Here is a 23,556-nt window from a genome sequence, read left to right on the forward strand (position 1 = left end):
CGAGAACTCCCTCGTCAGCCGCTGCGCGACAGTTGCAGGGACAGGTCGCCCGGCGCCCTCGCCGGCCGCGGCGCGGCCGGCTCGGAGGCGGATCCCGCCCGGATCTCGGGACGCGTGTCGCGCACCACCCGTTCAAGGATGGCGAAGATGCGGTCCTGGTCGGGCGCGCGGCTGAGGTTGTGGTCGGTTCCTTCGAGGATCTCGACCGGGTAGCCGAGGCGGCGGGCGATCCGCGCCTCCGACTCGCCGAAATGCGCCCGCACGGTCGGGATGCCGAGATCGTCGGCGCTGTAGACCATGCAGATCCGGGCGCCGCGCCGGCGCAGGCGGGCCACCCGGCCGGCGACGCTCGTGCCGCGCCATGTCCGCCACGGCATCCGGGCGGTCCAGCGGTCGAGACGGGCCGCGCCGTCGCGCAGGAGCGCGCGGGCGATCCGCGTCAGGCCGATCTCGCCGGAGACGATCCGGCGCCAAAACCGGCCCTGGCGCGCCCGCGCCATGTAGCCCTGGCTATGGCGAAACGTGTCCCGCACCATGGTCTCGACATCGGTGCCTGGCTTCAGGTCGAAGCAATACAGGTTGACCAGCACCGCCGCGCGCAGGCGCGGATCGAGGCTGAGGGCCTGGAACGCCTGGTAGGCGCCGCTGCAATTGCCCAGGACCACGCCGGGCGTGTGGCCCGACGCCGCCAGGTGATCGACGGCCGCCGTCACGTCGGCGACCGAATCGGCGGCGTAGAGCGGCAGCGAGCCGTCCGGCCGGTCCGGGCTGTCGCCGATGCCGCGCAGGTCGAAGCGGAACGAGGCGATGCCGGACGCCGCCAGGCGCCGGGCGAGCCGCGTCGTCTGCCGCCCGTGCCCGGCCCGGGGATTGCGCCCGGAATTGACCACCAGCACGGTGTCGCCGCTCCAGTGTCCCGCCGGCCGGCACAGGATGCCGACGAGGCCGGGTCCGAAGCGCGTCACCTCCTCGCGCCAGGTCTCGTCCTCGAGCCGGCAGGGCGGCAGTGCCGGCGTGACGGCGGGCGCGCCCGAGATGGCGGCGGGCGCCTCCGCCACCGCGAAGTCGCGCACCAGCGCGAAGGTCTGGTCGGGAGTGCGGGAGAAGAGCGGGTCGGAGACGAGTTGCGTCAGGTCGGGGAACGGCCCGGTCTCCACCGTGCTCCCGAGGGCCCGGTAGCGCTCGGCGAGGGTGTCGACCTTCGGTCCCAGCATCAGGATCCGGGACGCCGGGGCGCGCTCCGCCGCCGCGAGGTCGAGCCGCGCGAGGTCGGCGAGGGTTTGCGGTCCGAGGAGGAAGCTGCCGATCATCAGCGAATCGGGCTCCTGCGGCATCGGCGTGCGGTCGGGCATCACGTCGATCAGCCGGGCCTGCATCGCCATCTCGCGCCGATAGGCTTTGCCGCTCGGGAACGGGCTCAGCATCACCAGCCGGTCGACCCCGTCTCCGGTGAGCGCCGCCAGGGTGGCGCCGAGCCGCAGGCCCACCACGGCGATCTCCTCCGCCCCCCGCTCGCGCAGGAAGGCGATGCCGGCCCGGATCGCGTCGAGGGCCGCCGGAATCTCCGGCCCTTGCGGATCCCGGGAATCGCCCTGGCCCGGATAGTCGAAGCGCAGGGTCGGGCAACCGGCCGCGGCGATCATGCCGGCGAGTTCGCGCCAGGAGCGGTAGGCGCACCATTGCTCGAACCCGAAGGTGCCGCAGAGCAGCACGCCGCGCCGGCTCGCGCCGGGGCTGTACCAGCCGAATGCGTCGCCGAGCGCGACCGGAACCGGCTCCGTCGCGGCGAGCCCCGCGCCCGCCTCGGGCGAAAAGCCCATGCCGTCGGTCAGCATCTGCACACTTCCCTCTTCCTCGATCGGAGCCGCCTCCGATCGCATGGCCGCCATGGACTGGTTTAACGTTCGGACTTTGCCGCTCCGTCGACGACGGGCAGGTTTCGCCCGGATCGAACCGGGCATCGGGGCGAGCCCGGCCTCGCCGTGCGGGGACGACGCTCCAACGCGGCTCCCCGTGGCCGATCATGCCTCAGGGTCGGTGGCGAAAGGGTTTACCGCCTCGCCGGACGAGGCAACGGTCTCACGAGCGGGCGACCCGGACCGGGCGGCTGCGCATCATCGCCAGGCGCAACCGGAGGATCATGGCCAGGAAGACCACGATGTCGACGGTGTAGCGCCGTCCGAGGCGGCGCGGCTCGCGCAGGAGACGGAACAGCCATTCGAGCCGCACGAGGCGGAAGGCCGTGGGCGCGCGCACCGACGCACCGGCGGTGTAGTCGAGGAGGGCGCCCACCCCCATCAGCAGGCGCGCATCGATCCGGTGCGCGTGCTCGGCGATGAACATCTCCTGGGCCGGATTGCCGAGGGCGACGAGCAGGACGTCCGGCGAGGCGGCGTTGATCGCGGCGATCACCGCGCTGGTCTCGTCGGCCGAGAAATAACCGTCGCGCACGCCGACGACCCGGTGCTGGGGATACCGGCGCGCCAGGATGCGCGCCGCCGCCTCGGCGATGCCGGGCTTGGCCCCGAGCAGGAACAGCGTGCGCGGCGCCGTCTCGGCGGCCAGGAAGGCCGGGACCAGGTCGGTGCCGTTGAGATTCTGGCGGAAGAAGCGGCCGCGGAACAACGCGGAGCACAGGTCGATGCCGAGCCCGTCGCTGACGAGCAGGAAGCCGCGCAGGGACGCTGCATAGGCCGGCGTGCAGAGCGCCTTCAGCAGCATGTTGGCGTTGCAGAAGCCGAGGCAGACCTGCATGCGCCGGTCGAGGGCGTCACGCAGGCGGCCGAGAAGCTCGTCGCGGGTCAAGTCGCTGACGGTGACGCCTTCGAGTTCGAGCCGATCGACGCTCGCAGCTCCGGACGCCATGTCGAGGGCGCGGTCAGGCATGGGACGTTCCCGATTGGAGGTGGGTGATCCGTGTCGCGGCAAGACCATCGCGAGGATCGGTGAAGAATTATCGGCGGGCCTCACTCCGCGCAAAGTGAATGCAGCCCGCCCCTTCCGGGATGCAGCCTTAATTCAGCGCAGGGTTAACAGGGCGTTGGGTGGATTGCGACAAGTCCGCCTCCGAGCCCCTCGACAGGCTAAGCTTGACGTCTTGTTGCGACATCGGAGCGCGTCGGCGGTGGCTCCGGCCGGCGCGCGGGATGGCGTTAAAGTCCCGATAGGGGATCGCTGCTACCTGGGAGGCGGGAGTGGCGGGCGCGGGCCCCTGCGCTCATCGAGAGGCGACGGACACGATGCTGACACTCGTCGCGCGGCTGCGCCGATCGGGCCGCTCGCAGCAATTCGCCTCGGCCTTCGTGGCGCGGATCGCCAGCGCCGTGCTCGGCTTCGTGATGCTGCTCGTCGCAAGCCGCCTCCTCACCACCTACGAGTACGGCGTCTACGTCTTCCTGTTCACCCTCGGCAGCGGACTGGGGCTGATCGCGGCCTTCGGCCAGCAGAACCTGGTGCTGAAGCATTACCGCGCGCAGGACGGCGTCACGCCGCACAATGACGGGCTGGTGCGCTACAATCTCGGCTGGCTCACCGTCGCGCTCGCCGTAATGGTGGGTTTGAGCGCGGTGGTCTTCGTTGCCGAGGGATCCCTGCCCGACCCCTATCACCGGCTCCATCTCGCCTGTGCCTTCGCGGGCGTGTTCGCACTGGCCGAGTACCTTCAGAGCTACTTCCGCGTCCACGGCCGGATCTGGCTCGCGCTGCTGCCCCGCGAGGTGGTGTGGCGCGGCGCCTGCTCGGTCCTGCTCTGGGGCGCCTCGCTCGCCGGCCTGCTCACCGGCGCCACCGCCGCGATGGAGATCGTGCTCGGGCTGCTCCTCGTGATGACGCTCTACCAGATCGGCCACCTCGCCGCCTTGCACGGCTGGGATTGCTGGCGCGGCGGGTTCCGCCACCCGCAGAAGGCGCCGGCCTGGCGCGGCGAGAGCCTGATCTTCACCGCCAACAACGTGATGGTGGCGGTGACGGCCTATCTCGAGACCGTGATCGTCGGCGCGGTGCTCGGCATGGAGCAGGCGGCCTTCTACTTCGTCGCCCTGCGCTATGCCACCCTGGTCAACCTGCCGAGCGCGGCGATCGACACGGTCAGCATGCCGATGATCGCGAGCCATTTCCAGGCCGGCGACCGCGAGGGCGCGCAGCGCCTCGTCGGCCGGCTGTCGCTGGCGAGCTTCGCGATCTCGTCGGCGGGCGCGGTGGTGATGGCGATCGGCGCGCCCTTGGCGCTGACCTTGTTCAAGCCGGACTTCGCCGCCCATACCGACGTGCTGATGGTGCTCAGCCTGTCCTCGGTCGTCACGGCGTTCTTCGGGCCGGGCGCCTCGCTGCTGACGATCGGCGGCGGCGAGCGCTACATCCTGGTCAGCAACGCGGTGATGTTCTCAGCTTACGCGGTCCTGCTCTGCCTCGTGGCGGTGCCGTTCGGCATCCTCGGCGTCGCGGTGGCGAATGTGGGCTGGACGATCGTCATCAACCTGGTGCTCGCCCGCTGGGTGCGGGCGAACTGGAACGTCGACAGCCGGGCGACCGCCTTCTTCACCCGCCGCCGGCCGCCTGCGCCGGCTTCCCTTCAACCCGCCGCCCAGGCGGCCGAGTGACATGCGCCGCTTTCTCGCCCTCGCCTGCCTGTTCCTGGCGCTCCCGCCCGCTCCCGCCGCCGCCACGTCCGCCTGCCTGCGCGGCGTCAACATCAGCGGGGCCGAGTTCGGCACCGTGCCGGGGCGCTACGGGTTCGACTACCTCTACCCGTCCGCCTCGACGATCAACCGCTTCGCGGGCCTGGGGCTCAGCGCGATGCGGCTGCCGATCCGCTGGGAGCGGCTTCAGCCGAACCTGCACCAGCCCCTCGACCCGGACGAACTGTCCCGCCTCGACGCCACGGTCTCGGTTGCGACCCGGGCGGGCCTGCGCACGGTGATCGACCTGCACAACTACGCCTATCACGGCAAGGCGCGGATCGGCACCGAGATGGTGACGCCGGATGCCTTCGCGGATGTCTGGCGGCGCTTGGCGCGGCACTTCCGGGGCGAGGCATCGGTGGTGTTCGGGCTGATGAACGAGCCGCACGACATCCCGGTCGACCGCTGGCTCCTGGCAGCCAATGCCGCCATCGCGGCGATCCGGGAGGCGGGGGCCAGGCAGCTCGTCCTGGTGCCGGGCTCGGGCTGGACCGGCGCGCATAGCTGGACCGCCGACCTGCCGACCGGCAACAACGCCGCGATCATGCTCGGCACGGTCGATCCGGGACAGAACTTCGCCTACGAGGTGCACCAGTACCTCGATGCCGACTTCTCCGGCACCCATGCCGAGTGCAGCCGCGGCGCCGATGCCCTCAAGGCGGTGGAACGCCTGACCGGCTGGCTGGCGCAGAACAAGCGCCGTGCCTTCATGGGCGAGATCGGCGCCTCCGGCAACCGCGGCTGCCCGGAGAAGCTGGCGGCGGTGCTGGCCCATCTCAACGCGAATCCGCACGCCTGGGTCGGCTGGACCGCCTGGTCGGCCGGCGAGCTATGGGCGCCGGATTATCCCCTGAGGCTCGATCCCGCCGGCGCGACCGCCCCGGTCGTGGCCGCGATCCAGGCCGCCGCCCGGGCGAAGCCGTCCTGCGAACCGTGAGCGCCATGCCGAACTCCGCCCCCCTGTCGATCCTGCACGTGGTCCGCCAGTTCCTGCCCAATCGCGGTGGGCTCGAGGACGTGGTCGCCAACCTCGCCCGCGAGCAGATCCGCCTCGGCCACCGGGTCCGGGTGCTGACCCTCGACCGGCTGTTCTCGCGGCCCGAGACGCGGCTGCTGGCACGGGAGCGGCTGGAGGGGATCGACATCGCGCGGATCCCGTTTTTCGGCTCGCACCGCTATCCCGTCGCGCCCTCGGTGTTCCGGCATCTCGGGGATGCAGACCTCGTTCATGTCCACGCCATCGACTTCTTCTTCGACGCCTTCGCGCTCGCCAAGCCCGTGCATCGCCGGCCGATGGTGGCGACGACCCATGGCGGCTTCTTCCACACCACCGCGCATTCGCGGCTGAAGAAGCTCTGGTTTCAGGGTCCGACCCGGATGAGCGTGCGCGCCTACGAGGCGATCGTCGCCTGTAGCGAGAGCGACGCGCGGCTGTTCACCCCCATCACGCCCGGCGGCGTCACGGTGATCCAGAACGGCGTCGACCTCGACAAGTTCGCCGATGCCGCCTCCCCCGAGCCCCGCAGGGCGCTCCTGACCCTCGGCCGCTTTGCCCACAACAAGCGCCTCGACCGCCTGCTCGCCGCGATGCAGGTGCTCAATGCCGGGGGCGCCGGCTGGCGGCTGCGGATCGTCGGGGTCCCGTCCGACGTCACGGAAGACGCGCTCACCGCCGAGATCGACCGGCTCGGGCTGACCGGCGCGGTCACCGTGCATACCGGCCTCGACGCCCCGGCGGTGCGCGACCTGATCGGGCAGTCGAGCCTGTTCGTGTCGGCCTCGCAATACGAGGGCTTCGGGATCGCGCTGATCGAGGCGCTGAGTGCCGGCCTCGTCCCGGTTGCCCATCCGAACGACGCCTTCGCGTGGCTCGCACGACGCCACCCGGCGATCACGCTGACAGACTTCGCCGACGCGCAAGGGGCCGCCGCGGCGATCCGCGGCGCCTCTGATCGCCTGGCGAGCGGCGCAATCATGCGCGGGTCGGAGGACCTGTCGGAGTACCGCTGGTCGCATGTCGCGGCACAGTATGTCGCGGTCTACGAGGCGGCGCTCGCCGGGACCGGGCCGGTGGTGGCCGCCACGGCAGCGTGAGAGATGTCGCGCGAACGGGTGGCGCGCCTCCCCTCCCCCGTGCGGGGCTGTTGCCGTCACACATCTCGGGTCTGATCGTTCTCCCGGTCTGACAGTCGCGCGCTTCCTCTCCCGGACGGCCCCGCGCCGACGGGACTCACGCCGTCAGGCGGGCGCCATCGCCCGCACCGGGCGGCGCCAGCGGGCCGGGCCATCGCGATGGACCGAGGTGCCGGCGGCATCCACCGCCACCGTGACCGGCATGTCCTCGACGATGAATTCGTGGATCGCCTCCATGCCGAGATCGGCGAAGGCCAGCACCCGCGCCGACTTGATCGCCTTCGAGACGAGGTAGGCCGCGCCCCCGACCGCGATCAGGGAGGCGGCGCCGTGGCGGGCGATGGTCTCGACGGCGGCCGGTCCCCGCTCGGCCTTGCCGACCATCACCAGAAGGCCGGTCTGCGACAGGATCGGCTCCAGGAACTTGTCCATCCGGGTCGCCGTGGTGGGGCCGGCCGGGCCCACCGCCTCGGCGCCGACCGCATCGACCGGCCCGACATAATAGATCGCCCGGTCGCGCAGATCGACCGGCAGGGGCTCGCCCGCCTCCAGCATCCGGGTCAGGCGCAGGTGCGCCGCGTCGCGCCCGGTGAGCAGGCGGCCCGAGAGCAGCAGCGTCTCGCCGGCGCGCCAGGTCGCCACCTCCTCGCGGGTCAGCCGGTCGAGATCGACCCGCCGCCCGGCGGCCGTGGCGAGGCTGATGTCCTGCGGCCAGAGGTCGAGGGAGGGCGGGGTGAACACCGCCGGGCCGCTGCCGTCGAGGGTGAAATGGGCGTGCCGGTCGGCGGCGCATTGCGGGATCAGGCCGACGGGGAGCGACGCGGCATGGACCGGGAAGGTCTTCAGCTTCACGTCGAGCACGGTGGTGAGGCCGCCGAGGCCCTGCGCGCCGATGCCGAGCGCGTTGACCCGCTCGAAGATCTCGAGGCGCAGTTCCTCCTCCTGGGACGAGGGCCCGCGGGCACGGATCTGCGGCAGGTCGATCGGATCGAGGAGCGAGAGCTTGGCGAGCGTCATCGCCTTCTCGGGCGAGCCGCCGACGCCGATGCCGAGCATGCCGGGCGGGCACCACCCGGCGCCCAAGGTCTCGACGGTACGCACCACCCAATCGGCGACGGAATCGCTCGGGTTGAGGGCGACGAACTTCGCCTTGTTCTCCGAGCCGCCACCCTTCGCGGCGACATGGACCTCGACATGGTCGCCCGCCACCATCTCGACATGGAGCATGGCGGGGGCGTTGTCGCCGGTGTTGCGGCGGCCGAAGAGCGGCTCGGAGACCACGGAGGCCCGCAACGGGTTGCGCTCCTCGCGCCAGGCCCGGCGGACGCCCTCGTCGACGATCTCCTGGAGCGAGCGGTTCGACACGATCTGCGCGCCGAGCCCGACCTTCATGAACACTTGCGCCGTGCCGGTATCCTGGCAGATCGGCCGCCGGCCGAAGGCGGCCATGCGCGAATTGACCAGGATCTGCGCCATCGCGTCCTTGGCCGCCGGACTCTCCTCGCGCCGCCAGGCATCGGCGAGGTTCTCGATGTAGTCCGCCGGGTGGTAGTACGAGATGAATTGCAGCGCATCGGCGATGGAGGCGACCAGGTCGTCTTCGCGGATGATGGCCATGGTGGTCCTCCCGGGTTTTTATATACCAACGGTCGTTGGAAACGACCTTTGGTGCCGTTCGCGAATTGTCGCCAAGCCCAAAATCCCTGACACCTGGGCTTGGCATCGACAATTCGAATTGGAGCAACGGCCGCGTCGATCTCGGGCCTGCCCGAGATCGAATCGATGCGCCAGCATCGTCGGCCGTTGGAATTACTGAATCGCGGGATCCCCTCTCCCATGTGGGAGAGGGGGTGCTCAACCCATATTCGCAGCTCGGGAGAAACCTACGCCGCGAATTCCCGCCGGATCGCCGCGCTGTGCTCGCCGATCGCCGGCACGCGACCCAGCACCGGGGCCTGGCCGTTACGGAGCGCCGGCGGCGCGACGATCGAGGCCGGGCCGGCATGGGTCTCGACGGTCACCCGCCGCAGGGCCGGGTGCGAGACGAGATCGGACAGGCCGTTGACGAAGCCGTAGGCGGTGCCGGCTTCGCGCAGCCGCGCCGCCGCCTCGTCGCGGCTCAGCTCCGAAAACACCTTGGCCACCTCGGCATCGACCTCGGGGCGGTTCGCCACCCGGGCGTTGTTGCTCTCGAAGCCGGGACGGGACGGCAAGTCGGGCTGGCGCAGGAATGCGGCGCAGAACTTGACCCATTCGCGCTCGTTCTGGATCGAGAGCAGCACCAGGGCCCCGTCCAGGGTCGGGAAGGCGCCGTAGGGACAGATCGACGGGTGCGCGAGGCCGACCCGCTGCGGCGCCCGGCCGGTACCCTCGAAGTAGAGCAAAGGCACGTTCATCCAGTCGGCCATGCCGTCGAACAGGCTGACCTCGAGCCGCGCCCCCTCGCCGGTGATGCCCCGGGCGATCAGCGCCTCCAGCACCGCCGCATGGGCCGCCATGCCGCAGGCGATGTCGCAGACCGACACACCGACCCGGCCCGGGCCGGCCGGATGGCCGGTGATCTCGGCCAGCCCGCTCTCGGCCTGGACCAGCAGGTCATAGGCTTTCATGTCCGAGTAGGAATGGCCGGCGCCGTAGCCGGTGACGTCCACGGTGATGAGCCGCGGATAGCGCGCCCGCAAGTCCTCGGAGCCGAAGCCCGCGCGCGCCGCGGCGCCCGGCGCGAGGTTCTGGATGAACACGTCGGCCCTGGCGAGGACGGCGTGGAGGAGGCGTGCGTCGGCCGGGTCCTTGATGTCGGCGACCAGGCTCTCCTTGCCGCGGTTGAGCCAGACGAAGTAGCTCGCCAGGCCGTTCACCGCCGCGTCGTAGCCGCGGGCGAAATCGCCCTCCGGCCGCTCGATCTTGATGACGCGGGCGCCCGCGTCGGCCAGGCGCGAGGAGCAGTAGGGGGCTGCCACCGCCTGCTCGAGCGCCACCACGGTCAGACCCGTGAGGGGCCGGACCCCACTCCCCGCCGCCATGACGTCAGACCCCGTGCTTGATCGCGATCATCTTCATCGAGCCGAAGCCGTAGAGGGCCTCGAAGCCCTTCTCGCGGCCATGGCCCGAGCCCTTCACGCCGCCGAAGGGCAGTTCGACGCCGCCGCCCGCGCCGTAGTTGTTGACGAAGACCTGGCCCGACTTGATGCCCTTCGACAGGCGCAGCGCCCGGCCGAGATCCGAGGTCCAGATGCCGGCGGCGAGACCATACTCGGTGCCGTTAGCCACCTTCAGGGCCTCGGCCTCGTCGCGCACCCGGATCGCCACCAGGACCGGCCCAAAAATCTCTTCCTGGGCGAGGCGGTGATCCGGCGGCACGTCGCCGATCAAGGTCGGACGGACATAGTAGCCTTCGCCCGGCACGTTGGTGCCGAGTTCGCCCTCGGCCAGAATGGTCAGGCCGTCGCGGCGGGCGAGGTCGATATAGCCCTGCACCCGCTCGCACTGCTTGGCGTTCACCACGGGACCGAGATCGAGGTCCTGCTCGCCCGCGCCGACGCGCAGATCCTTGAAGCGCCGGGCGAGGTCGGCGGTGAAGCTGTCGTAGATCGTGTCCTCGATCACCACCCGCGAGCCGGCCGAGCAGGTCTGGCCGGCATTCTGGGTGATCGCCTTGACGATGACGGTGCCGGCCTCCGCCAGATCGGCATCGGCGAACACCACCTGGGGCGACTTGCCGCCGAGTTCGAGGGTGACCGGAATGGTGTTCTTGGCCGCCGCCGTCTGGATCAGCGTGCCGACCTCGCGCGAGCCGGTGAAGCTGATGTGGTGGATGCCCTGATGCGCCGCGAGCGCCGCGCCCGCCTCCTCGCCGAGGCCGGTGACGACGTTGAGGCTGCCGGCCGGGAAGCCGGCTTCCGCCGCGAGCTTGGCGAGATGGAGCGCCGAGAGCGAGGTGTCCTCGGCGGGCTTGAGCACCACGGCGTTGCCCATGGCGAGCGCCGGGGCGACCGAGCGGCCGGTCATCTGGAGCGGATAGTTCCACGGCACGATCACGCCGACGACGCCGTGCGGCTCGTAGACGGTCATGACGGTGAAGCCGTTCTGGAACGGAATCGTGTCGCCGTGCACCTTGTCGGCGGCGCCGCCGTAATACTCGAAGTAGCGGGCGCAGACCTGGGCGTCGTTGCGGGCGAGAGTCAGCGGCTTGCCGACATCCTCGCTCTCCATCTTCGCCAGGATCTCGGCGTCGCGGCGGATCAGATCGGCGAGCTTCAGCATCAGCCGGCCGCGGGAGGCGGCGTCGAGGCGGCCCCACTCGCCATCCATGGCGGCGTGGCCGGCCTTTACGGCGGCGTCGATCTCCTTGGCGCCGCCGCGGGCGATGCGGGCCATCTCCTGGCCATGCGACGGGTTGATGACCGGCAGGGTCGCCTCGCTGCCGGTCCAGGCGCCACCGATGAAGTGCTGGTGGGCGTTCATGCGTCTACCTCCCGTGGGGGGCTGGCCGCCCTGACGGCGGCCGGCCTGCTGTTGGGCGCGGTGTTATCGCGCCGGGAGGCCGCATTCCAATACGATCGACGGGCGCGCGCGATAGAATCGCGATATGGCGCAGAATCGGGGCGACGCCCGCGTCACCGGCCGCGATGGACAACGACGGTCCGCTGCGCGATCCACGCCGCCAGCGGGATCTCGGCGATCGGCGTCTCGTCCAGGAAGGCGCGGGCGACGAGAGCAAGGTCGATCCAGGTCTCGTCCGCCGATGACGCCGCGGCGGCGGCCTTGCGGCCGTTGCGAGCCGGGGCTCGACCAAGGGCGGCCCTCCCACCCTGGGCAGCCTTGGCGATCCAGGCGAGCTTCTCCCCCCACTGCGCCCGCCGTGGCGCGATGATCTGCTCCAGCACCGCCGCATCCCGCACCTTCGCGCCGGACAGGGACTGCACCAGTTCGGCGCTCGCCTCGTCGGCCTCGAACCAGCCATCCGGGAAGCGATAGGTCTTGGGCCAGGTCTTCGAGGCGGCGAGCGCCGCCGCCGTCGCGGCCTGCGACCGGCGCTCCTCCGGCAGCCCCTCCAGGAGTTGCGCCACGATCGCCGCCGGCGCGAGGCGGGCCGGCGCGACCGCCGGCAGGCCGGACAGGTCGAGGAAGCGCAGGAGTTCGAAGGGCGGCGGCTCGCCCGACGCCAGCCCGGTCGCGAGGCCGTGGGCGATCAGCTCCTGCACGAATCCGGGCGAGGCGGCGAAGCAATCCATGCCCTGCGCCATTGCCTGGAGGAAGAGGTCGCTCTCCGCCGGGGCGATATCCTCCTGCAACACGGTCTCGCGCAGGCCGTGCCCGTGCTTCATCAGCAGCGCCACGAGGCTGTGCCGGCCCATCTCGTCGATCATCGCAAACACGCTCTGGGCGCCACTGCCGTCGATGCCCGAGGCGACGAACCGGACGGAGCGGGCCGGCGCAGCGGCCTCCACGGGGGGCAGGACAATCCCCCGCGCCCGGCAGGCCGCGATGGCCGATCCAACCGCCGCCTCGACCGGGCCGGGCAGCCAGGGCCGCATCCAGATCAGGCGTTGCGCCGTCTCGGCCGAGACGAGGCCGCGCTCGGCCGCGGCGGCGAGGCGCTCCGCCACCGCGCGGGCCACATCGGGGTTCGGATCGAGGAGCCAGCCGAGGGCGGCCTCGCGGATCGCCGGCACGGTCGCCTCCGCCATGACGCCGACCGCGACGATGCGGGCCTCGTTGGGGAGGATCGCGAATTGCTCGGCCAGCTGCTCGTGGATCAGGAACGGGTCGTGATCCAGTGACTCCGCCGCTTCCGCAAAGCGGGTCGCCATCTCGTCGGGGCCGGGAATCGGCTGTCCCTCCATCGGCTCCCGGGTCGCCGAGACGATCAGGTCGCGCACCTCGTCGGGGATCGGCAGCCGCGCCGCGGTGAATTGCTGGGCAAGCCCGAAGATCAGGTCGGGCGGCAGGTCGCCCTCCTCGGCCGCGGTGAGGAGGTTCCCGAGCAGGGCCATGGCGATCTCCGCCGCGCCTCCGACCTGGGATTCCATGGCCATCCGGAGCTGGCCGAGAGCGGCGCCGAGGATCAGCAGGAGGGCGGAGCAGCGGTCGTCGTCCCGCGGCGTCGCCTGCCCCTCGGTCACCAGAAGTTCGAACAGGAACTCGACGGAATGCGGAAGGCTGATCAGCCGAAGGCCCAGATCCGGGATGGTGTGGGGGGTCTCGCCGGCCCGTATGTCGGCCGCGACCTGGTCGACGACGGCGGACACGGCCTGACGGGCGATGATCACCCCCGCGGGAAAGCGCTTCCCGGACGATTGCCCGGCCTTCTTCGGCGCGACGGCCTTGGTGGCCGATGCCTTGGTCTTGGTCGGCGCGTCAGCCTTCGCCTTGCCGGTCTTTGCCTTGCCGGTCTTGGAACCGGTATCGGCGGCGGTCTTGGAGCTGGTCTTGGAGCTGGTCTTGGGGCTGGCCGGTTTGCCGGCCGACTTGCTGACAGTCCTGGCCATGGGACGACCTCGGCGTTGGAAGGCCCCCGGACCTCTCCGGGGATCGTCGCCTTCAAACTGCCGAGGCCGCAGCCGGTTGCCAAGACGCGGACGGGGCGCGGCGCGCTCCGTTCACCATTTCATTTCCTCGCAACCGTCTCCTGGCTCTGTTTCTTCGGCTCCGCGTGATACCAACGGTCATTGAAAACGGCCGTTGGTGCCGGTCTGGCATTCTCGCCAAGCCCAAGAGCATTTTCCGACGAAGTGGATACCGGTTCGTCATAGAAAATGCGGAAAAATCAAAGATCTAGAGAAGCTTCGCGATGGCAACGCGATCGTGAAGCGCTCTAGGTCCCGGACATCTGCGCTTGGCATCGACAATGCGAGATGGAGTCAACGGCCGCGTCGATCTCGGACCTGCCCGAGATCGAATCGATGCGTCAGCCTCTTCGGCCGTTGATATTACTGGCTGCCGCTGCCGCTGCTGCCCTGCGGCACCGCCCGGGACGGCTGGCCGGCATTGCCGCCGGCGGCCGAGTTGCCGGTGATGGTCGAGGCTCCGGTCGGTCCGGGCGCCACAACGCCGCCGGCGCTGCCGCCGGTGTTGTTCGGCATCGGCGCGACGGTGCCGGTGGCCGCCGGGCCCGTGCCCATGGTTCCGTTGCCCATGCTGCCGGGGGCGGCCGAGGGGGCGGCGGTCTGGGCCGAGGCCGCGCCGGCGACGAGAAGACCGGCGGCGAGTCCCGCGAAAATCGAACGCATGCTGCTCTCCTGTCGGATCCTGGGTTTGTGAGATCCTGGACCCGACAACGTGCGCGAGCTGGTCCGGTTCGACTTTATTTATTTGTGATGGGCGATGACGCGGCGCAGCATCGCGCAGCATTGTTCCAGATCGGACAGGCCGATCGACTCGTCGGGCCGGTGCGCCTCGGCGATGCGGCCGGGCCCGCAGATGAGCGACGGGATGCCGGCGGCCTGGAACAGCCCGGCCTCGGTGCCGTAGCTCACCGCGCCGAGGGCCGGCCGGCCGGACCACGCCTCGGCGAGGCCGCGCAAGGGGGCATCGTCCGGCAGGTCGAGGGCCGGATAGAGCGACAGGATCTCGCTCTCGACCGCGACCGCGCGCCCGGCCTGCCGCAGGGGCGCCACGAGATCGGCGATGCCGGCCTGGAGCACGTCGTGGATCGTCATTGGATCGGTGCCCGGCACCGCGCGGGCCTCCCACTCGACCCGGCAGGTATCGGGCACGACGTTGACGCCGGTGCCACCGGCGATCACCCCGACCTGGAGCGTCGAGGAGGCCGGCTCGAACAGCGGGTGGAACGGCCCCTGGCGGGAAAAGCCTTCGTGCAGGCGGCGCACCAGCCCGACGATGTCGGCGGCGAGATGCACGGCGTTCTCGGCGAGGTCCGGCCGCGAGGAATGGCCGGCCCGGCCGCGCACCGTCAGGCGCCCCGCCACCTTGCCCTTGTGGCGCAGGACCGGCCGCATCTCCGAGGGCTCGCCGACGAGGCACCCCACGGGCGGGGCGCAGAGTTCGGGCAGCCGCGCGATCATGTGGCGCACGCCCACGCAGCCGACCTCCTCGTCGTAGGACAGGGCGAGGTGGATCGGCCGGGTGAGCGGGGCCCGCACCATCTCGGGCACGAGCGCCAGCAGGCAGGCGACAAAGCCCTTCATGTCGACGGCGCCGCGCCCGATCAGCCGGTCCCCCATCCGGCGCAAGGAGAAGGGGTCGCCGCTCCAGCCCTCGCCGGCCGGCACGACGTCGAGATGGCCCGACAGGACGAGGCCCGGCACGTCGCGCGGGCCGATCGTGGCGAACAGGTTGGCGCGGTCGCCTTCCGGGCCCGGCAGGACCTGCGCCTCGACCCCGTGACGGGCGAGATGGGCGCGCACCAGGTCCACGATCGCGCCGTTCGGCGTGCGGCAGACGGACGGAATCGCGACGAGGTCGGAGAGGAGGGCGGCAGCGGTCATCGGGACTCTCGGGCTGATTGTCCCGGAATCATAGCCCGGGACGACCGGTGCTCTCGGGCGGAAAGCCGCCTGCCGCGGCACAAGCTGCGGCCGGCGGCATGCGGCACGGCAGGAATGAGGCGCCTCTTCGGGAGCGGGATTCTGGCGCGCGGGAGCCTCAGCGAGTTGCCGGGCGAGGATTCCGGCGACGCGCCGGGCAGGCCCACCATCATATCTGCCGTCCCACCCCCTTCAAAGACGCACCGCGCGCGGCGCGGCGGGGCCAGATCGGCGAAAAATCCCGCGGGGACCCGCGCATTGTCCGGGCGTTGCCGCCCCGGAGCCTTGAGCCATGCGCCCCAATTCCCTGATCGAGCTCGACCGCGACCACCTCATCCACCCGGTGATCTCGTGGAAGGGACACGAGGCGCGCGGCGCCACGGTGCTGCAATCGGCGCAGGGCGCCACCCTCACCGATGCCGAGGGCCACACCCTGCTCGACGGGTTCTCGGGCCTGTGGTGCGTCAATGTCGGCTACGGCCACGAGTCGATCGTCGAGGCGGCGGCCGAGCAGATGCGGCGCCTGCCCTACGCCACCGGCTATTTCCACTTCTCCAGCGAGCCGGCGATCCGGCTGGCCGCCCGTCTCGCCGAGCTGGCACCCGGCGACCTCAATCACGTCTACTTCACCCTGGGCGGCTCGGATGCGGTCGATTCGGCGGTGCGGTTCATCCGCTACTACTACAACGTCACCGGCCGGCCGACGAAGAAGCACATGATCGCCCTGGAGCGGGGCTATCACGGCTCCTCGACCGTCGGCGCCGGGCTGACCGCGATTCCCGCCTTCCACGACGGCTTCGACGCGCCGACCCCCCTCCAGCACCACATCCCCTCGCCCTACCCCTACCGCAACCCGGCCGGGGACGACGACGCGGTGGTGATCGCCGCCTCGGTGGCGGCGCTGAAGGCCAAGGTCGAGGAACTGGGCGCGGACAACGTCGCAGCGTTCTTCGCCGAGCCGATCCAGGGCTCGGGCGGCGTGATCGTGCCGCCGGACGGCTGGCTGACGGCGATGCGGGAGGCGGCGCGCGACCTCGACATCCTGTTCGTCGCCGACGAGGTCATCACCGGCTTCGGCCGCACCGGCCCGCTCTTCGGCTGCGAGCATGACGGCGTGGTGCCGGACCTGATGACCACCGCCAAAGGCCTGACCTCGGGCTACAGCCCGATGGGCGCGGTGCTGATGTCGGACCGGATCTACCGCGCCATCGCCGATCACGCCCCGGCCGGCAAGCCGATCGGCCACGGCTTCACCTACTCGGCGCATCCGGTCAGCGCCGCGGTCGGCCTCGAAGTGCTGCGGCTCTACACCGAGGGCGGCATCCTGGAGAACGGCCGCCGGGCCGGCGCGCGCTTCACCGCGGGCCTCGAGCGCCTGGCCGACCATCCTCTCGTCGGCGACGTGCGGGTGCGCGGCCTGCTCGCGGGGGTCGAGCTGGTCACCGACAAGGCGAAGCGGACCAAGCCCTCGCCGGATCTCGGCATTTCCGGCCATCTCGCGCGCTTCGGCTACAAGAACGGCGTGATCTTCCGCGCCTTCGCCGACGACATCGTCGGCTTCGCGCCGCCGCTCTGCTGCACCGACGAGGACATCGACACCCTGCTCGCCCGCTTCGAGCAGACGCTGAACGATGTGCTCGACCTTGCCGACGTGCGCGCCGCGCTGGCATGAGAAGGCGTTTCACCATGACGACCAAGAACCGCCGCTACCGCATCGCCGTCATCCCCGGCGACGGTATCGGCAAGGAAGTGGTGCCGGAGGGCGTCCGCATCCTCGAAGCCGCCGCGGATAAGTTCGGCTTCCGCCTCGACTTGCAGCACCACGCCTTCGGCTCCTGCGACTACTACGCCGAGCACGGGACGATGCTGCCGGCGAACTGGAAGGAGCTTTTGACCCCGACCGACGCGATCTTCTTCGGCGCGGTCGGCTGGCCGGCCACCGTGCCGGACCACATCTCGCTCTGGGGCTCACTGCTGCAATTCCGGCGCGAGTTCGACCAATACGTCAACCTGCGTCCCGTCCGGCTGATGCCGGGCGTGCCCTGCCCGCTCGCCGGCCGCGAGCCCGGCGACATCGACTTCTACGTCGTGCGGGAGAACACCGAGGGCGAGTATTCGTCGGTCGGCGGCACGATGTATCCGGGCACCGAGCGGGAGATCGTGATCCAGGAGACGGTGATGAGCCGTCACGGCGTCGACCGGATCCTCAAATTCGCCTTCGACCTCGCGCAATCGCGGCCGAAGAAGCACCTGACCTCGGCCACCAAGTCGAACGGCATCGCCATCACGATGCCGTACTGGGACCAGCGGGTCGAGGCGATGGGCGAGCACTATCGGGACGTGCGCCGCGACAAGTACCACATCGACATCCTGACCGCGCATTTCGTGCTGAACCCGGACCGGTTCGACGTGGTGGTGGGCTCGAACCTGTTCGGCGACATCCTGTCGGATCTCGGCCCGGCCTGCACCGGCACGATCGGCATCGCGCCGTCCGCCAACATCAACCCGGAGGGGCGCTTCCCCTCGCTGTTCGAGCCCGTCCACGGCTCGGCCCCGGACATTGCGGGGAAGGGCATCGCCAACCCGGTCGGCCAGATCTGGACCGCCGCCATGATGCTGGAGCATCTCGGCGAGGTGGAGGCGGCCAACGCCATCGTGGCGGCGATCGAGACGGCGCTCCGCGAGCCTGCCTCCCGCACCCGCGACCTCAAGGGAACGGCGACGACCCGCGAGGCGGCGGAGGCGGTGCTGCGGGCCTTCGCAGCGGCGTGACGTTTGGGCCGGACGCTCGAGGGTGTCCGGCCGTGCCCCTCAGGCGTCCTCTGCCAGCGCGAACCCCTCGTCCATCCATCCGGTCATCCCGCCGATCATCACCTTCACCGGCAGCCCGAGTTCGGCGAGGTGCAGCGCGGCTTTGTCGGCGCCGTTGCAATGCGGGCCGGCGCAATAGACCACGAACAGGGTGCCTGCGGGCCACTCGGCCATGCGGCGGGGCGTCATCTTGCCCCGCGGCAGGTTGAGGGCGCCGGGGACGTGGCTCCGCGCGTAGAGGGCCGGCCCGCGCACGTCGAGAAGCACGAAGCCAGGGTCTCCTGTCGTCCCATCCGCCGGCCCGAAGGCGGCGTGCACGTCGGCGCAATCGGTCTCGAAGGCGAGGCGCCGCGCGTAATGCGCCGCGACCTCGGCGGCGGGGGCGGGCGGGACGGCGGTGACGGGGTTCGGCATGACGGCTTGGTTCTCCTTGCGTCGACCCCGCGCTTTGAGCGGCGGGTCGAGCCGGCCTATCCTGCGCCCTCCCCCCTCCGCCCGAGACCGGGCCGCCTGCCGTTCCGCGTCGAGATCGTGCCAAAAAAGCCTCCGCCTTCCCGAGCACCCCGTCCGGCCCCCGCGTCGCGGTGCTGGCCTATGACGGCCTGTGCACCTTCGAGTTCGGTGTCGCCTATGAGGTGTTCGGGCTGCCGCGGCCGGAAGCCGGCCCGCTCTGGTACCGCTATGCGGTCTGCGCGGCGGAGCCCGGGCCGCTCAGGGCCGGGGGCGGCCTCACGGTCGCGGTCGAGGGCGGGCTGGAGGTCCTGGCGGAGGCCGACCTGATCGTCGTGCCGGGCTGGCGGGCGATCGACGCGCCGGTCCCGCCGGATCTCGTCCTGGCCCTGCGCGATGCCCATGCCGGCGGCGCCCGGCTGATGTCGCTGTGCTCAGGGCTCGCGGTCCTGGCGGCGACCGGGCTCCTCGACGGACATACGGCGACGACCCACTGGCGCTACGCGGCGGCGATCGCGGCGCGCCATCCCGCCATCGCCCTCGATCCGGGCGTGCTCTACGTCGACGAGGGCCGGATCCTCACCGCCGCCGGCAGCGCCGCCGGCATCGACCTGTGCCTGCATGTCGTGCGGGGCGATTTCGGGCCGGATCTCGCCAACGCGGTGGCGCGCCGCCTCGTCGTGCCGCCGCATCGGGAGGGCGGCCAGGCCCAGTTCATCGAGGCGCCGGTCCTGCGCGCCCACGAGGCGGCACGCCTCGGGCCGGTGATCGACGCGATGCGGGCGGGGCTCCACGAGGACCGGCCGCTCGCCGCGATGGCCCGCCTCGCCGGGATGAGCCTGCGCACCTTCCAGCGCCGCTTCACCGCGGCGACCGGCCTGCCGCCAGGCGAATGGGTCGTCGCCGAGCGGCTGCGCCTCGCCCGGGAGATGCTGGAGCGGCCGGCCACCGTCCCGCTCGCCGAGATCGCCGCGGCGTGCGGCTTTCGCAATCCGGCCGGCCTGCGCCACCATTTCCGCAGCCGCCTCGGCACCAGTCCGGCCGCCTATCGGCGGAGCTTTTCCGGGCGCCGGCCCTGAGCCGATCTCGCAACGGCGGCCGCCGGTTCGGCGGCGAAAATCGACGGTCGACCGAGAGTCTAGATCTAAGCCGATGAACCAGGGGCCCGCCGCGGCCCGATCGCGCTCGCCAGCTGCTGCGAGAGCTGCTCGGCCGAGTACGGCTTGTGCAGCAACGGGAAACCGTGGGACCCTTCCTGCGCCAGCACGTGGCTGTAGCCCGAGGTGAGCAGCACCGGCAGGCCGGGATGGCGCTGGCGCACGATCTTGCCGAGCTCGATGCCGCCCATGCCGGGCATCACCACGTCGGAGAACACCGCGTCGTAAGCCGCATCCTGCCCCAGCACGTCGAGGGCCGCCTCGGCATGGGTGACCCAGGTGGCGACGTAGCCGAGATCGTTGAGGATCTGCGCGGCGAAGCGGCCGACCCCGACATTGTCCTCGACGAGAAGCACCCGCTGCCCGGCCCGGGCCGGGGCCAGGCCCTCCTCCGCCGGCACCGGCCGGCCCGGCTCGTCGGGGGCCGGCACCTCGGGCAGGTAGAGGATGAAGGTGGAGCCCTGCCCCACCCGGCTCGTCACGTCGACGTCGCCGCCCGATTGCTTGGCGAAGCCGAAGACCTGGCTGAGCCCCAGGCCGGTGCCCTTGCCGACCTCCTTGGTGGTGAAGAACGGCTCGAAGATCTTGTCGATCACCGCCGGCGTCATGCCGATGCCGGTATCGGTGAGCGAGATCGCCGCGAACGGGCCCCTGGCGGCGGCATGGCCCCGGATCTCGGGCTTCTGCGCCCCGCAGGCGATGCGCAGGGTCAGCGTGCCCTCCCCCTCCATGGCGTCACGGGCATTGACCGCCATGTTGATGAGCGCCGTCTCGAACTGGCTGAGATCGGCCCGCACGAAGCAGGGCCAGCCAGGTCCTTCCGTCACCACGCGGATGCGCGCGCCCGTCACCGTGTCGAGCATGTCGGCCACGCCCTGGAGGCGGGCGACGACGTCGAACACCTCCGGCGCGAGGGCCTGGCGGCGGGCGAAGGCGAGGAGCTGGCCGGTGAGCTTGGCGGCCCGGTCGACCGTGTCGGAGACCGCGTCGAGATAGCGCGCCTTGCGGGCCTCCGGCAGGTCGGGCCGGCGCAGGAAATCGACCGAGGAACGGATAATGGTCAGCAGGTTGTTGAAGTCGTGGGCGACGCCGCCGGTGAGCTGGCCCACCGCCTCCATCTTCTGCGATTGCCGCAGCGCCTCCTCGGCCTGGACGAGGCGCTGGGCCCGCTCGCGCTGCTCGGTGACGTCGCGGGCGACGCAGTACAGGTTGCCTTCGAACGGCACCGCCCGCCACGACAGGGTGCGGTAGCCGCCGTCGCGGGTGCGGAACCGGTTCTCGAACGACAGGGTTGGCTCGCCGGAGCCGAGGCGCCGGATCTCCTCGCGGGTCCGGTCGTGGTCGTCCGGGTGTTCGAGCCAGGCGGAGCTGCGCCCGACCACCTCGTCGGGCCGCCAGCCGAGGGTCGCGGTCCAGGCCGGGTTGACGCTGCGCCAGACGCCATCGGCATCGGCGACGCCCAGCATGTCGCGGCTCACCTGCCAGATCCGGTCGCGCTCGGCGGTGCGGGCCGCGACCTGGCGCTCCAGGGTCTCGTTGAGGCCACGCAATGCCTCCTCCAGCCGGCGCTGGGCAGTGACGTCGTTGAACAGGACCGCGACGTGGTGGGCCTCCGGCGCATCGACCCGGAAGGCGTGGACCTCGTACCAGCGCTCGCCGAGGGCATGGGCCGGCTGGATGAAGCGGATCGGCTCGCCCGTGCGCGCCACCCGGCCGTAGAGATCGTACCAGTGCTGCTCGTGGCCGGGAGCGATGTCGCGCATCCAGCGGCCAGCCGCGCCCTCGAGGCCGGTATGGCGCGCGAAGGCGGGGTTCACCTCGAGGAAGCGGTAATCCTCGGCCCGGCCGTCCTCGGCAAAGCGCAGGGCGATGACGCAGAAGCCGGCATCGATCGCCGCGAACAGGGTGCGGTAGCGCGCCTCGCTGCACCGCAACGCCTCCTCGGCCTGCCGCCGGCCGGTGATGTCGATGATGAACTCGAAGCCGGTGCCGTCCTCAAGGCGCGTCGCCGCGCACAAGGCCCAGAACCGCGAGCCGTCCCGGCGCAGGTATTCGCGCTCGGTCGAGTTCGAGCGGCCCTGCGCCTGGAGGTCGGCGATGACGCGCCGGGACGTCGCCTGCCATTCCGGCGGCACCAGGGTGGCGGCCGTGAGAAGGCCATGGGTCAGATCCTGGCGGCTGTAGCCGCTCATCGCCAGGAAGGTGTCGTTCGCCTCGCGCACCCGGCCGGCCATGTCGAAGACGATCGCCCCGACGGTCTCGATGTCGAGCACGGCGCGCAGGCGCGGATCGACCAGGACGCCGCCCCCCTCGCCGAAGGGCCGCTCCAAGGGGCGCTCCAAGGGGCGCGCGGCCTCCGCCAGGGCGGCGCGCAACCGCTCGTTCTCCGCGAGGAGGTCCGGGACGTGTCCGGGATCCGCCATACCTCTCCCACCCGCCTGGTAGCGCCGCGTCGCCGCGCGCATCCGCCTCGTCCCCACCGCCATATAGCGGAGGCGGGCAGCCCGTCTGTACCCTCCCGCCACGGACGGCCCGGATTGCGGCAGGGCGGGGAAGGCCGCATAGTTGGGCGCGGCTCCGCGACGGCGGGGCACGGAGGCCGGCGTGACGATCCCACCGACCCGTTGCAGCTACGCGGCCCTGCGCCGGGCGACGCGCAGCGTCGGGCAGCTCTACGACGACGCCCTGGCGCCGAGCGGCCTGCGCGCGACGCAGTACGGCCTGCTCGCCATGATCCGGCGTCTCGGCAGCCCGACCATGGGCGAACTGGCCGAGGCAATGGTGATGGACCTGTCGGGGCTCGCCCACACCCTCAAGCCCCTGGCCCGCGACGGGTATGTCAGCGTGGTGCCCGACCCGCGGGACCGCCGGGCCCGGCGCATCGCCCTGACGCCGGCCGGCGCCGCCAGGGTCGCGGCGGCGACGCCGCTGTGGCGGGCGGCCCAGGACCGGTTCGAGGATGTCTTCGGACTCGAGCAATCCGACCTGCTGCGCGACCTCCTGCACCGGCTGACCTTGCCGGAGTTCCGCACCGCCCTGGCAATCCCTGCGCCGGACGACGGGACGACGCTTCCGGCCCGCTGATCGTCCGCCTTGGAGCATTTTCCGACGAAGTCGATACCGGTTCGTCATAGAAAATGCGGCAAGATCAAAGAGCTACAGAAGCTTCGCGATGGCAACGCAATCGTGAAGCGCTTTAGTGTCCCGGTAGCGAAGTTCGCCCATGAACCATCGCTCGCATCGGTGAGCGCACAGACGAGCGGGGCCGCAACTGCCCAGCAGGCGGGTTCGTCGTCGGAGTTCAGCACCAGGACACTAGTAGCCTGTCGGATTTATGCCAAAAATCGTCTGTTAGCGCAATAAATTCATACAGATTAACGAACGGATAAACAATAATTGCGCCACTTTCCTCACTATCCATCAGTTTTTGGGGCGGGGTTGACGGGCGATTGCGGGCGTGATTCGCGGGATCATCCTGTAGCTGCCAAGGTCTCGTCCGGTGTCCGGTCTCCTCGTCCTGGCCGACAGCGTCGGCCGAGAACTCCAGCGTCTCCTCCCGACCCAGCCCAAGACCCAGCGCGTCAATCTCGCCCTGTTGGTCGCCACCATGCTCGACGTGCGCAGCGCCAACTTGATGGATCTGGCCGCCAGATTGCCCCGGCCCGTCGAGCGCATCGACATGCGCTTTCAGTGGATCTGGCGGGTTGTGATGAACCCGCTGATCAAGCCTGACGACGTCATCGCACCGTTTGCGACGGAACGCATGGCTTTGATGGTCGAGCAGGGCGAGCCGCTGGTTCTGATCCTGGATCAAATCAAGATCAACCAGCGCCACCA

General features: G+C 70.9%; 16 protein-coding genes and 2 pseudogenes. 8 read left to right on the forward strand and 10 right to left on the reverse strand.

Features of this window, described 5'->3' with window-relative positions; all coding sequences use genetic code 11:
* Window positions 1-14: 14 nt before the first annotated feature.
* Window positions 15-1,835 (reverse strand): alpha/beta hydrolase, encoded by a 1,821-nt coding sequence (locus VP06_RS24200; RefSeq protein ID WP_245291294.1) that lies wholly within the window; start codon window positions 1,833-1,835, stop codon window positions 15-17.
* A gap of 244 nt (window positions 1,836-2,079) precedes the next feature.
* Window positions 2,080-2,886, reverse strand: a complete 807-nt coding sequence (locus VP06_RS24205) for a WecB/TagA/CpsF family glycosyltransferase (RefSeq protein WP_053082017.1) — start codon at window positions 2,884-2,886, stop codon at window positions 2,080-2,082.
* Between the two features lie 353 nt (window positions 2,887-3,239).
* Between VP06_RS24205 and VP06_RS24210 the strand changes: the two genes are divergently transcribed.
* From VP06_RS24210 to VP06_RS24220, 3 genes are read left to right on the forward strand one after another with little or no spacing between them, the layout of a single operon-like run.
* A complete protein-coding gene (locus VP06_RS24210) occupies window positions 3,240-4,598 on the forward strand; it encodes a lipopolysaccharide biosynthesis protein (RefSeq protein WP_053082018.1) in 1,359 nt (452 codons plus the stop codon).
* A gap of 1 nt (window position 4,599) precedes the next feature.
* Window positions 4,600-5,616 carry a glycoside hydrolase family 5 protein gene (locus VP06_RS24215; RefSeq protein ID WP_048466358.1) on the forward strand — a complete coding sequence of 339 codons (1,017 nt, stop codon included), beginning with the start codon at window positions 4,600-4,602 and terminating at the stop codon, window positions 5,614-5,616.
* A 5-nt stretch (window positions 5,617-5,621) separates the two neighbouring features.
* Complete coding sequence (locus VP06_RS24220; RefSeq protein ID WP_048466359.1) at window positions 5,622-6,773, forward strand: glycosyltransferase family 4 protein; 1,152 nt, start codon at window positions 5,622-5,624, stop codon at window positions 6,771-6,773.
* Between the two features lie 144 nt (window positions 6,774-6,917).
* On the opposite strand, the gene VP06_RS24225 is transcribed toward VP06_RS24220, so the two are convergent.
* The 6 genes from VP06_RS24225 to argE form a co-directional block, all read right to left on the reverse strand.
* Window positions 6,918-8,429 carry a fumarate hydratase gene (locus VP06_RS24225; RefSeq protein ID WP_048466360.1) on the reverse strand — a complete coding sequence of 504 codons (1,512 nt, stop codon included), beginning with the start codon at window positions 8,427-8,429 and terminating at the stop codon, window positions 6,918-6,920.
* A 266-nt stretch (window positions 8,430-8,695) separates the two neighbouring features.
* Window positions 8,696-9,835: a CaiB/BaiF CoA transferase family protein gene (locus tag VP06_RS24230; RefSeq protein WP_048466361.1), complete on the reverse strand. Its 1,140-nt coding sequence runs from the start codon at window positions 9,833-9,835 to the stop codon at window positions 8,696-8,698.
* A gap of 4 nt (window positions 9,836-9,839) precedes the next feature.
* Window positions 9,840-11,276: an aldehyde dehydrogenase family protein gene (locus tag VP06_RS24235; RefSeq protein ID WP_048466362.1), complete on the reverse strand. Its 1,437-nt coding sequence runs from the start codon at window positions 11,274-11,276 to the stop codon at window positions 9,840-9,842.
* A gap of 152 nt (window positions 11,277-11,428) precedes the next feature.
* Window positions 11,429-13,303, reverse strand: coding sequence for a hypothetical protein (locus tag VP06_RS24240; protein WP_048466363.1), 1,875 nt, complete (start codon window positions 13,301-13,303; stop codon window positions 11,429-11,431).
* Between the two features lie 441 nt (window positions 13,304-13,744).
* Window positions 13,745-14,044, reverse strand: coding sequence for a hypothetical protein (locus tag VP06_RS24245; protein WP_048466364.1), 300 nt, complete (start codon window positions 14,042-14,044; stop codon window positions 13,745-13,747).
* A gap of 78 nt (window positions 14,045-14,122) precedes the next feature.
* Window positions 14,123-15,262, reverse strand: coding sequence for an acetylornithine deacetylase (argE, locus tag VP06_RS24250; RefSeq protein WP_048466365.1), 1,140 nt, complete (start codon window positions 15,260-15,262; stop codon window positions 14,123-14,125).
* A 331-nt stretch (window positions 15,263-15,593) separates the two neighbouring features.
* Here argE and VP06_RS24255 point away from each other — a divergent pair, with 331 nt between their 5' ends.
* Together VP06_RS24255 and VP06_RS24260 are read left to right on the forward strand one after the other, a co-directional pair.
* On the forward strand, window positions 15,594-16,973 hold the full coding sequence (locus VP06_RS24255; protein WP_048466366.1) for an aspartate aminotransferase family protein: 1,380 nt from the start codon (window positions 15,594-15,596) through the stop codon (window positions 16,971-16,973).
* Between the two features lie 14 nt (window positions 16,974-16,987).
* Entirely contained in the window at window positions 16,988-18,073 is a 1,086-nt protein-coding gene (locus tag VP06_RS24260; RefSeq protein WP_048466367.1) for a tartrate dehydrogenase, read from the forward strand.
* 39 nt (window positions 18,074-18,112) lie between these two features.
* Here the strand turns inward: VP06_RS24260 and VP06_RS24265 are convergent, their stop codons facing one another.
* The gene (locus tag VP06_RS24265; RefSeq protein ID WP_048466368.1) at window positions 18,113-18,526 is read right to left on the reverse strand and encodes a rhodanese-like domain-containing protein; all 414 of its coding nucleotides are present in this window, start codon (window positions 18,524-18,526) and stop codon (window positions 18,113-18,115) included.
* A 140-nt stretch (window positions 18,527-18,666) separates the two neighbouring features.
* On the opposite strand from VP06_RS24265, the pseudogene ftrA reads away from it, so the two are divergent.
* Window positions 18,667-19,641 (forward strand): annotated as a pseudogene (gene ftrA / locus VP06_RS24270) (transcriptional regulator FtrA); the annotation flags it as partial.
* 65 nt (window positions 19,642-19,706) lie between these two features.
* Here ftrA and VP06_RS24275 read toward each other — a convergent pair.
* Complete coding sequence (locus tag VP06_RS24275) at window positions 19,707-22,142, reverse strand: hybrid sensor histidine kinase/response regulator (RefSeq protein WP_048466370.1); 2,436 nt, start codon at window positions 22,140-22,142, stop codon at window positions 19,707-19,709.
* A 181-nt stretch (window positions 22,143-22,323) separates the two neighbouring features.
* Between VP06_RS24275 and VP06_RS24280 the strand changes: the two genes are divergently transcribed.
* Window positions 22,324-22,803 carry a MarR family winged helix-turn-helix transcriptional regulator gene (locus VP06_RS24280; RefSeq protein WP_048466371.1) on the forward strand — a complete coding sequence of 160 codons (480 nt, stop codon included), beginning with the start codon at window positions 22,324-22,326 and terminating at the stop codon, window positions 22,801-22,803.
* Window positions 22,804-23,218: 415 nt separating this feature from the next.
* Window positions 23,219-23,556 (forward strand): annotated as a pseudogene (locus VP06_RS24285) (IS4-like element ISMmg3 family transposase); the annotation flags it as partial.

The sequence above is a fragment of the Methylobacterium aquaticum genome (genome assembly GCF_001043915.1).
Lineage (GTDB): Bacteria > Pseudomonadota > Alphaproteobacteria > Rhizobiales > Beijerinckiaceae > Methylobacterium > Methylobacterium aquaticum.

Bases quoted from the DNA above. Each gene is read 5' to 3' on its own strand.
- VP06_RS24200 (WP_245291294.1), bottom strand. From the start codon at position 1,835: ATGCTGACCGACGGCATGGGCTTTTCGCCCGAGGCGGGCGCGGGGCTC.
- VP06_RS24205 (WP_053082017.1), bottom strand. From the start codon at position 2,886: ATGCCTGACCGCGCCCTCGACATGGCGTCCGGAGCTGCGAGCGTCGAT.
- VP06_RS24210 (WP_053082018.1), top strand. From the start codon at position 3,240: ATGCTGACACTCGTCGCGCGGCTGCGCCGATCGGGCCGCTCGCAGCAA.
- VP06_RS24215 (WP_048466358.1), top strand. From the start codon at position 4,600: ATGCGCCGCTTTCTCGCCCTCGCCTGCCTGTTCCTGGCGCTCCCGCCC.
- VP06_RS24220 (WP_048466359.1), top strand. From the start codon at position 5,622: ATGCCGAACTCCGCCCCCCTGTCGATCCTGCACGTGGTCCGCCAGTTC.
- VP06_RS24225 (WP_048466360.1), bottom strand. From the start codon at position 8,429: ATGGCCATCATCCGCGAAGACGACCTGGTCGCCTCCATCGCCGATGCG.
- VP06_RS24230 (WP_048466361.1), bottom strand. From the start codon at position 9,835: ATGGCGGCGGGGAGTGGGGTCCGGCCCCTCACGGGTCTGACCGTGGTG.
- VP06_RS24235 (WP_048466362.1), bottom strand. From the start codon at position 11,276: ATGAACGCCCACCAGCACTTCATCGGTGGCGCCTGGACCGGCAGCGAG.
- VP06_RS24240 (WP_048466363.1), bottom strand. From the start codon at position 13,303: ATGGCCAGGACTGTCAGCAAGTCGGCCGGCAAACCGGCCAGCCCCAAG.
- VP06_RS24245 (WP_048466364.1), bottom strand. From the start codon at position 14,044: ATGCGTTCGATTTTCGCGGGACTCGCCGCCGGTCTTCTCGTCGCCGGC.
- argE (WP_048466365.1), bottom strand. From the start codon at position 15,262: ATGACCGCTGCCGCCCTCCTCTCCGACCTCGTCGCGATTCCGTCCGTC.
- VP06_RS24255 (WP_048466366.1), top strand. From the start codon at position 15,594: ATGCGCCCCAATTCCCTGATCGAGCTCGACCGCGACCACCTCATCCAC.
- VP06_RS24260 (WP_048466367.1), top strand. From the start codon at position 16,988: ATGACGACCAAGAACCGCCGCTACCGCATCGCCGTCATCCCCGGCGAC.
- VP06_RS24265 (WP_048466368.1), bottom strand. From the start codon at position 18,526: ATGCCGAACCCCGTCACCGCCGTCCCGCCCGCCCCCGCCGCCGAGGTC.
- VP06_RS24275 (WP_048466370.1), bottom strand. From the start codon at position 22,142: ATGGCGGATCCCGGACACGTCCCGGACCTCCTCGCGGAGAACGAGCGG.